This is a genomic window from Weissella cibaria (assembly GCF_004521965.1).
GTDB lineage: Bacteria > Bacillota > Bacilli > Lactobacillales > Lactobacillaceae > Weissella > Weissella cibaria_A.
In genome coordinates, this window is the sequence record NZ_SDGK01000006.1 from 70,780 (window position 1) to 80,138 (window position 9,359).

A 9,359-nucleotide genomic window follows, 5' to 3' on the forward strand; every position below is an offset into this window, starting at 1 on the left:
AACGTCGATCGTTTTCAGCAAGCACTTTAGTTTTCAGTCGTCGCAGCCTGTTGCAAGATGTCCGGCCAGTCAAGACGTAATTTGGCACCGGATGCCTTGGCGTGACCACCACCATTAAAGGCGGCCGCCACAAGCGATACATCAACATCCTTTTCCTTAGCGACACGGAATGACAATGCACCATTATTAATCACTAAGCCGAAATCAACGTCTTGTAATGATGTCAATGCATTACCAATTTCAGACATTTGCTTTGACGCTGTCACATACGCATAGTGGTAGGTAGTGGCGCTAATCATCAAATCACCAAACTCCGCATCTTCCGCTTTTTTCAAGACATAGGCTGCATTAGCTGCCATGCGGTCATCTACCAGTCCCATGATGACCGGTGAGAAAATTTTAATCAGCAGCTCACGTGGCTTTTCATCTGATGAAATCGATGCTTCCTTAGCAGCCGTAATGAGCGTACTAAAACGTTCGCGACCCAAAAAGTACAACACCTCATTCAAAACTTGCGCAGTTGAGCCTGTCGCTACGTCATCATCATATGCCGCATCCTGCCACATCCAGGTATCGTATAAATTCGTTAGTGTCACTAGGGTTTGCCAAAATGGCAATGCGGTAAAGGACGCTCGTTGATCTTTAAATACCAACTCGGTCGCCGAAGATGTCCCCGTATCGTCAGTAATAAACCGAGCCACCGTCGTCGCCTCAGCCCACACCGGTGCATTCGAAACGTGGTGGTCATAAACGACTGGCTGGATACCCGTTACTTGGTTGAATTGCAGTAACATTTGCATTGATGGGGTATTGTCCAACAGTATCACGTGTGTCGGTTTACGTACCTTGTCTGCTACAATATCATCCAGCACTTGCTGCAGGACAGCATCAATACCGGGTGCCCCAGCTTCAGCGTACAGAATAGTGGCGTCTGATTGACTAGTTTGGGCTGCCGTTAAGCCGGCCATGACCCCATCTAAATCAGTATGGGTCACAATTAAAGTCGTTTTCATCGTATCTTCCTTTCGAAGTGAAACCTTACCGTCTATTGTACGCATCTTCAGGTCAGTTATGCAAAAAGATTAGTGAACGGACGCAAAACATCATAAATTCACCATTATCTTGTCGAAATTATCGCCAGCTTTCACAACACACCTTTCTTAGACTTATTTTTAAGGAAGACGTTATGATGAAACATGAAATCAATTTTTTGCTGGCGAACCACCTGCATGGTTTTGCTTGCTTTCGGGGGATGTATCTTGTCGTCGCGCTATCTATATCGATTAGACGCGGCTTGCTACCTACCACTACTTGCTAGTATCTGTGGTAGTCTGATTATTGGCGTATGGCTAGCGGCTGGTCTAGTCTGGCTCCTCACGAATAAATAGCGACACTAAAAAACCGGGTAATGGCTATGCCAATTAACCCGGTTTTTTAGTGGTCATACTCTGTTTTTAAGATACTGTAAACGTTGCTATCCACGAATGTGCCATTTGGTAATTTTTCATAGTCGCGCAAACGACCTTCATACGTCATCCCCGCCCGTTGCATAACCCGACCAGAGGCAGCATTATCCGGCGCGTGATAACTATCGATACGATGGAGGCCGAGTTGTTCAAAACCAACCCGAATAACTGCTTTTAACGCTTCCGTCATGTAGCCAGATCCCCAATAATCGTGATTCAAAGCATACCCAGTCTCGGCGCTCGCATTCTTTTCCGTCAAACGGATGTCAATGCTGCCAATCATTTTGCCGCTGCCTTTTTCAATCAAAACGTATTTCCCCAGCGGATCAGCCAAGTGATACCGTCGGATACTAAATTCAAGCGTTTCCGCCACTGACTCAGGTACCGGTACGTGAATCCATCGTGTCACTTCCGGATCATGAAACAGTTCATACATATCAGCCGCATCCGTTTCAACCGCATGTCGCATCACTAACCGTTCTGATTCAAATTGCGTTAAGTTCGCCAATCTTGCTTTTAATTCACCCAATGTAAAAACCCCCTACCAAAGCATTTGTTTTATGCTAGCAGAAGGCTTTTGAACGGTCAATTATTTTTTAATTTAATTTTAATAAAATCAGACCAAGTGGGATAAATATTAATAACAAAAGAACGTTTATCAGCATAGAACGCGTCGGAAATGACCAAGACTGTTCGTCGGTTTGAAGTTGGTATTGGCGCCAGGCTAGTAAATTAGCCAACGAGGCAATAATCGTCCCTAAACCACCAATAGAGACCCCTAAATAAAGTGGGTAAACCAGATGTGTGAATTTTGATAACAAAATCGCACCGGGGACGTTACTGATAACTTGACTCGTCAAGATGCCTGCAAAAAACACTTTGATTGGTCCATCCGTCAAATGGGTTAACACCGATGCTAAAACTGGCACTCGACTCAGCGCCCCCACAATGACAAAAAATCCCACAAAAAGCAGCAACACCCCATAGTCAATTTTAACAAAGGTTGTTCGGTCATAACCTAACGCTAATAGCCCACTTGCAATAAGTGCAACACCAATCGGTAACGCGTTCAGAATAGCAGCTAGTACAACGACCGTGACTAGTAACACCACTACCATGTGTCGCTTATTGATGGGGTGCTTCTCTAGCGCAACTGCTCCAACAGTGTCGTTGGCAAACAAATACGTTACTAAGAAGAGCAAACCAAGACTTACCATGCCTAAGGGCAATGACATTTTAAAGAAGTCTAGTGCCGGTAATTGATAAAACGATGCCAAATACAAGTTCTGCGGATTGCCAAACGGTGTCACCGCACTACCCAAATTAGCAAAAATAGTCATGAAGACCAACGGTAAAATCATCTTAAGTTGGATTTTACGAGCAATTGTAACAAAAATGGGGACCAACGTTAAAATGGCCACATCATTTGTGAAGAGCATCGATCCAAAAAAAGCCATCAGGAACGTCACCCGAATAATCTGACGAGTGGTTTGAAAGTGGCTGACAACCGTACTAGCGACATAAACCAGCAGACCTTCAGTTTCATAAACACTCACTAACATCATTAACGCTGCCAGGGCGATGATGGTATGGGCATTAATATCAGACCAATGTACGTTACCAAAAGCCAAAGCCAGTAGCGCCAAAACACCAGTTAACTGCAATGTCCGATCAGCAAGTAATCGTTTCCAGATAATTTGCATAATAATTCCTAATTCTTTCTAGTTTAGATATCCAGTATATAGTAAAAAGCAAGCCTCAACGAGACCTGCTTTTTTGTTTATAGTTGACGCTTACGCTTTTGCATGTAGAAATATAATGGCAATCCCGCCAAAGTTAGTAGCAATCCAATCACTGCCAGTTGGAATTCTGAGATTAACGTCATCACAATGATGAACAAACCACCTAGAATACCGATAATTGGCACAACCGGATACAAAGGTACCTTATATGGTCGTGGCAAATCTGGTTCTGTGATGCGCAACTTGATAACTGCGACAAAGACCAACGTATAAAATAGCCAAATCACGAAGATTAGCATGTCCGTCAATGTGTCAAACCCACCAACAAACATCAAAGCAATTGCCAATACCAATTGGAAGATACCCGCAACATATGGAATTTGGAAACGGTTCAATTGACGTAGTTGCTTTGAAAATGGCAATTCATTTTCCAAAGCCATTGCATATGGCAAACGCATTCCTGTCATCGTATAACCGTTCAATGTGCCATAAATGGAAACCAAGATACCGATGGTGATCAATTTACCACCGAAACCACCAAAGATATGCGAGGCAACATCCATTGAAGTATTCTCATTACCAGCAATTGCGCCAAATGGCAATGAATGCAAGTACACAAAGTTAACCAACACATAGATGACCATAATACCCAACAAACCACCAGTGATAGCACGTGGCAAGTCACGACTTGGATTCTTCATTTCACCGGCAATATTACCAACGTGAATCCACCCATCATAGGCGTACATCGTTGCTAGCAAACCACCGCCAATTGCTGTCGCCCAGCCACCAGTATGTGCACCTGGTGTCACTGGGAATAGACTAACATCAACCCCGCCTGGTTGCAGCAACCCAAAGATTACGATTAACGCTAATGGAATTAACTTAAAGAATAATGTAATCGATTGGAATTGTCCTGCCACTTTTGAGCCCAACAAGTTAATGAGGAACACAGAAGCAACGGCCAAAACACCGGCCGGGATAATTGCATTCGTTGACAGGTGAAATAAATTAGCAACCTGCGTACCAAAGATGACACCCTTAGCAGCGACACTTGCCGGGAAGTAAACAATGATCTGTGCCCAACCAAGTAAATAACTTGGCAACTTACCGTAAGCCCGCTCAATGTACACCAACATACCACCCGTTTGTGGTAATGCTGCTGCTAGCTCAGCGCCAGTTAATCCGGCAGCCAAACTAATCAACCCACCTAATATCCAGACAAAAATCGACATACTAGTTGAACCGGTTGCTGATGCAACACTAGACGCTTTAAAGAACACGCCCGCACCAATCACCGTTCCCATAACCGTTGACACGGCTGGTAGTAACGTCATGGTACGATTCAATTTGTTTTGCTCGTTCATGAGTTGCCCCTTATTCATAACTTTTTCAATATTGTATTATTTTACCAGGTTCCGCATCCGCTGTCTTTTTAAATGTCAGTAAAACTAACATCAACCTGTAACAAAAAAGCCGGCACATCATAGTGGCCGGCTTTCATTTACTTTTAGCGTACTTTGGCTGAGCGCAACTTACTATGTGTCGCGCTCTCAATTTGACGAAGTGTCGCAGCGTCAACGTGTAACCCACTGGCAATTTGACCAAAAGTCCACGTTGGGTGGCGCTCATACAAAGCCAAATAATGTTCGACTAACTTTTCGTTAACCTTGGGTTGTGCAACTGTTTGTGTCCCATTCACTGCAAAGTCCTCAACCTTTGCTTTTTCGAAGCTGTAATGCAACGTGCTGGGCCCCATTTCACCTGATGAATAGTCCATATCTTTAATCCCCCGTGATTGACAATAGACTCCCTTTCTCTATATGCACAATATGATAACATGCTTACAAATCAAAAGAAAGAAACATTTCGGCAATGTTCTATGCCTAAATTATGTAAAATTATAGCATGTAAGCCCATACATGTCCTATATTATTTTTATCGTTCGGAAAAATGACAAATAAACCTAGAAACTGCAAATAAATGGTAAACTAGATGGATATTATTTTTTAGAAGGAGATCTCATGTCAAACCGACAAGCACTCATTCGAAACTTTGCCATCATCGCCCACATTGACCACGGTAAGTCTACCTTGGCCGATCGCATCATGGAGATGACGAACACTGTCTCAGAACGCGAAACAGAAGCCCAATTACTCGACGATTTAAGCGTTGAGAAGGCCCACGGTGTCACTGTAAAGTCCCGCACCGTTCGTAACTACTATATTGACAATACTGGTACTGAGTATCAATACAATTTAATTGACACGCCTGGTCACGTGGATTTTAATTACGAGGTCTCTCGTAGCCTATCTGCCACTGACGGTGTGTTGCTCTTGGTCGATGCCACAAAGGGAGTTCAAGCCCAAACTGTTGCCAACTACCGTCTTGCGAAAGCCGCTAACCTGGTGATTATCCCAATAGTTAATAAAATTGATAATATGGCCGCTGAGGTCGACAAGACAATTGAAGAACTCCTTGACTTAGATGACTCATTCCGCGAAGAAGACATTCTAAAGATTTCTGCTAAAAGCGGTCTTGGTGTCGACGCTGTGTTGGAAGCCATCCGCGACCGAATTCCAGCACCTGCTGGGGATGAGAGTGGTAAATTGAAAGCTCTAGTCTTTGACTCAAAGTTCGACCCCTACAAGGGTGTTATCGTGCAAGTTCGTTTGTTCGATGGTCAACTAAAGTCATCAGACAACGTGTTGTTTATGGCCAACAGCATCAAATCACAAATTAAAGAGATGGGTGTCTTCTCACCGTTGATGACCCCATTAGACACTCTCCAAGCCGGCGATGTTGGTTTCATCGTTACCGGTATCAAAGACGCTCGAGCTGTCCGTGTTGGTGATACGATTACGTTAGCAAACGATCCCGTCGCAACGCCCCTTCCTGGTTACGAAGACGTGGAGCCAATGGTTTACGCCGGACTTTACCCCCGCGGCAGCGAATTCAAGGATTTGAAGATTGGCATCGAAAAGCTCGGTCTAAACGACGCGGCCTTCCAATACGAACCTGAACAATCCGAAGCACTCGGTATGGGATTCCGTGGTGGTTTCCTAGGTATCTTCCACTTGCAAATTATCCGTGAGCGTTTGCAAGAAGAATTTGGCCTAGATGTCCTGACGACGATGCCCAATTCAACGTATCGCGTGACCGTTAAGAATGAAGACGAACCCTTATACGTTGAAAATCCAATTCAATTCCCAGACTACGGGCAAATCGTAAAGGTTGAAGAGCCGTTCATGCTTGCTAAAATGACCCTACCAAACGAAATGTTGAATGACATTATGCGTTTGGCTGAAGGTCGCCGCGGTGAATTAGTTGATTTGGCTACCATCGGTTCGATGCTAATGGTAACGTACCGGATGCCAATTTCAGAAATCGCCTACGACTTCTTTAACGAACTCAAGTCAGCTTCACACGGTTTCGCAACCCTCTCAACCGAGTTTGATTCTTACCAAGAATCTGACTTGGTCCGAATTGATATCGCTGTCGATTACGCGAAAGTCGATGCTCTCACATTCGTGATGCACCGTTCTAAGGTTGATCGCGTCGGTAACGAAATCGTCTCAAAGCTGAAGGATTTGATTCCGCGCAAGTTACAATCAATGCCGGTACAGGCAATTGTTGAAGGTCGCGCTATTTCACGTGCCGACGTACCGCCGCTACGTAAAGCACAGGCCTCTGGTACGAAGGTATCAAAGAAACAACAACAATTACGTCGCCAAGGCCAAAAGAAAAGCGATATTGAACTGCCCCAAGCAGTCTTTGACGCGATTTTGGACATGAATTCTAATTAAAAAACGACCGTTCCCATAGGAACAGTCGTTTAACGACACGTTAGCGTTTACAACGCTAGCGTGTTTTTTATTAGTGGTTCGTAACTGGCTTACCAGATACTTCAGCTGGTGATTCACCAGCACCAAGTACTTCAATTTCTTCCAATGAACGACCACGTGTTTCTGGAACAGCAAAGCGAATGAACGCAACACCGAGCAAGCAGATAACACCAAAGATAGCAAAGACGGCTTCTTGCGGCATTGATGCGGTCATGATTGGGAACAACAACCCAACTGCAAATGAACCAATCCAGTTGAATGATGAAGCCAATCCTGAACCACGACCACGAATAGCCAATGGGAACAACTCACCGACCAAAACCCAAGTCAATGGGGCCCAAGTAACAGCGTAGAATGCCACGTAAATGCACAAGAAGACAACAATCATCATTGGGTGCGCATCCATGAATGAGTTAATCAAGGCTGGGAAGATAAATGACAATCCCATCACCGTTCCACCGACCATCAACAATGTACGGCGGTTAAACTTTTCAGCGATGACCAAGAACAACAATGATCCGGCTACCAAGATAATTCCTTGAATAATTGGCCACATCAACGCATCACTGGCAGCCTGGCCAGTTGCCTTCTCCACAATCAAAGGAATGTAGTAGAAGATGGCATTCGCACCTTGGAATTGCTGGAATGCAGCGACTCCGATACCGGCGATCACCAACTTGCGGTAACGACCTTCTAGCAAAGATCCCCAAGTTGTGTTCTTTGAAGCTTCTGACTCAACTTCTGCCATTTCTTGAATTGACGTCAATTCGTCATCAACTTCTTCAGGCTTACGAATCCATGACAACACCTGACGGGCTTCGTCAATCTTACCTAACTTCACCAAGAAACGTGGTGACTCAGGCAAACGTAACACACCTAAGAACAAGATCAAAGCCGGTACCGCCGCCAATGACAACATCAAACGCCAAGCGATGTGTTCTGGCAATCCCTTCAACAAGAAGTCCATGACGTATGAAATCAACATACCAGACACAATCATGACTTGATTAATTCCTGACAAACGGCCACGCAATGCTGCAGGTGCCATTTCTGACATGTAGGCAGGAACCAAGGCTGAAGCAGCACCAACGGCCAACCCAAGCAACACACGCGTTCCAATCAAATAACCAACAGCATCGTGTGGTGATAATCCAGCCAAAACTGACCCGATCATAAACAAGACGGCTGATAGCAACACCATCTTACGACGACCTAGCTTGTCAGACAATTGACCCGCCAAGGCACCTCCAGCAATAGCTCCCAACATCAAAGATGATGTAATCCAACCAACCACTGCGGCATCGTTCAAATTCCAATCACTTTGCAAAAATGGCAAAGCACCAGTCATAACCCCAATGTCATAACCGAATAGGATTCCCCCAAATGCGCCGAAGAAGTAAATAAATCCGCTTGGGATTTTCTTCTCAGACATGAAACAATTCCTCCAAATGTATAAAAATGATGTGTAAACGCAACAAAACTAATTGTCCGTACAATTGAACAGTAAATCTAACCCCTCGGCCCATTTGTACTGACGCCATTCTGTCAAAACGACTTTTCGTTAAAAGAAAACGTTTTCAAGAACATCTTTATTATACACATTGTCCGTACAAATTGTAAAATATTCTGTTAAACCGGACAAATACCGGACGAATTGTTAGTAACACCCCATTCGTCCGGTATTTGTTATAATAATGTCATGAATAATTTAAAAACCTTACGCGACTTTTTCCAACTTGGCGCAACCGAAGTTAGCCAAGCGTTACAAATTACTGTTGCAGAGCTTAACGACTACGAATCCGGGCATAAGCAACCGGAAATTTTGATGTGGCAACGTTTTGCTGAATACTATGCGGATAAGTTTCACGTTGACGCATTGCCGGATAACACTGAGCCGATTCATTTCCGTCTTAGCGTTGACTACTTAATGAATATCGGATTAACCATGAATGATCTCTTGGCCTTCAAATGGTATTTTGATAACACCAGGCCAGAAATTGGTGAATTTACAATCGCGTTATTGCCAGCTAACGGGCAGACTAAAACGGAACGTCGGACCACTGACTTAGCCACCGTGTTGGACGAATTTGCTGGTTATATCTTGTTGAATCACGACGGCACCATGAATCAATTTATCGATGAACGTCATGACAACAAAGTCAGCGATTGGCGAATTCTGCTCTACAAAAACGAAGAATTCCGCATCGACGTCACACCTGATTTAATCTATTTTGATCAATTAGTTAACATGACGATTATGTAGACCGCATTTAAAAAGTGGCTTGTGAACTCAAAACGCCGTTCAC

8 protein-coding genes are annotated in these 9,359 nt (G+C 44.2%); 2 read left to right on the forward strand and 6 right to left on the reverse strand.

Features of this window, described 5'->3' with window-relative positions:
- Positions 1 to 26: 26 nt before the first annotated feature.
- From EST42_RS00645 to EST42_RS00665, 5 genes are all read right to left on the reverse strand, one after another.
- Positions 27 to 1,013, reverse strand: a complete 987-nt coding sequence (locus EST42_RS00645) for a DHHA1 domain-containing protein (protein ID WP_134643761.1) — start codon at positions 1,011 to 1,013, stop codon at positions 27 to 29.
- Between the two features lie 421 nt (positions 1,014 to 1,434).
- Positions 1,435 to 1,995 (reverse strand): GNAT family N-acetyltransferase, encoded by a 561-nt coding sequence (locus EST42_RS00650; protein ID WP_134643762.1) that lies wholly within the window; start codon positions 1,993 to 1,995, stop codon positions 1,435 to 1,437.
- A gap of 67 nt (positions 1,996 to 2,062) precedes the next feature.
- Positions 2,063 to 3,169 (reverse strand): SLC13 family permease, encoded by a 1,107-nt coding sequence (locus EST42_RS00655; RefSeq protein ID WP_063084121.1) that lies wholly within the window; start codon positions 3,167 to 3,169, stop codon positions 2,063 to 2,065.
- A gap of 77 nt (positions 3,170 to 3,246) precedes the next feature.
- A complete protein-coding gene (locus EST42_RS00660) occupies positions 3,247 to 4,575 on the reverse strand; it encodes an APC family permease (protein WP_010373575.1) in 1,329 nt (442 codons plus the stop codon).
- Between the two features lie 143 nt (positions 4,576 to 4,718).
- Positions 4,719 to 4,988: a helix-turn-helix domain-containing protein gene (locus tag EST42_RS00665; protein ID WP_134643763.1), complete on the reverse strand. Its 270-nt coding sequence runs from the start codon at positions 4,986 to 4,988 to the stop codon at positions 4,719 to 4,721.
- 244 nt (positions 4,989 to 5,232) lie between these two features.
- On the opposite strand from EST42_RS00665, the gene lepA reads away from it, so the two are divergent.
- The gene (gene lepA, locus EST42_RS00670; protein ID WP_010373578.1) at positions 5,233 to 7,014 is read left to right on the forward strand and encodes a translation elongation factor 4; all 1,782 of its coding nucleotides are present in this window, start codon (positions 5,233 to 5,235) and stop codon (positions 7,012 to 7,014) included.
- A gap of 70 nt (positions 7,015 to 7,084) precedes the next feature.
- Here the strand turns inward: lepA and EST42_RS00675 are convergent, their stop codons facing one another.
- Positions 7,085 to 8,485, reverse strand: a complete 1,401-nt coding sequence (locus EST42_RS00675; RefSeq protein ID WP_106443887.1) for a sugar porter family MFS transporter — start codon at positions 8,483 to 8,485, stop codon at positions 7,085 to 7,087.
- Positions 8,486 to 8,752: 267 nt separating this feature from the next.
- Between EST42_RS00675 and EST42_RS00680 the strand changes: the two genes are divergently transcribed.
- On the forward strand, positions 8,753 to 9,316 hold the full coding sequence (locus EST42_RS00680; RefSeq protein WP_134643764.1) for a helix-turn-helix domain-containing protein: 564 nt from the start codon (positions 8,753 to 8,755) through the stop codon (positions 9,314 to 9,316).
- Positions 9,317 to 9,359 lie beyond the last annotated feature (43 nt).

Excerpts from the sequence above, each read along its gene's own strand:
- EST42_RS00645 (WP_134643761.1), bottom strand. The coding sequence starts at position 1,013 with ATGAAAACGACTTTAATTGTGACCCATACTGATTTAGATGGGGTCATG.
- EST42_RS00655 (WP_063084121.1), bottom strand. The coding sequence starts at position 3,169 with ATGCAAATTATCTGGAAACGATTACTTGCTGATCGGACATTGCAGTTA.
- EST42_RS00660 (WP_010373575.1), bottom strand. The coding sequence starts at position 4,575 with ATGAACGAGCAAAACAAATTGAATCGTACCATGACGTTACTACCAGCC.
- EST42_RS00665 (WP_134643763.1), bottom strand. The coding sequence starts at position 4,988 with ATGGACTATTCATCAGGTGAAATGGGGCCCAGCACGTTGCATTACAGC.
- lepA (WP_010373578.1), top strand. The coding sequence starts at position 5,233 with ATGTCAAACCGACAAGCACTCATTCGAAACTTTGCCATCATCGCCCAC.
- EST42_RS00675 (WP_106443887.1), bottom strand. The coding sequence starts at position 8,485 with ATGTCTGAGAAGAAAATCCCAAGCGGATTTATTTACTTCTTCGGCGCA.
- EST42_RS00680 (WP_134643764.1), top strand. The coding sequence starts at position 8,753 with ATGAATAATTTAAAAACCTTACGCGACTTTTTCCAACTTGGCGCAACC.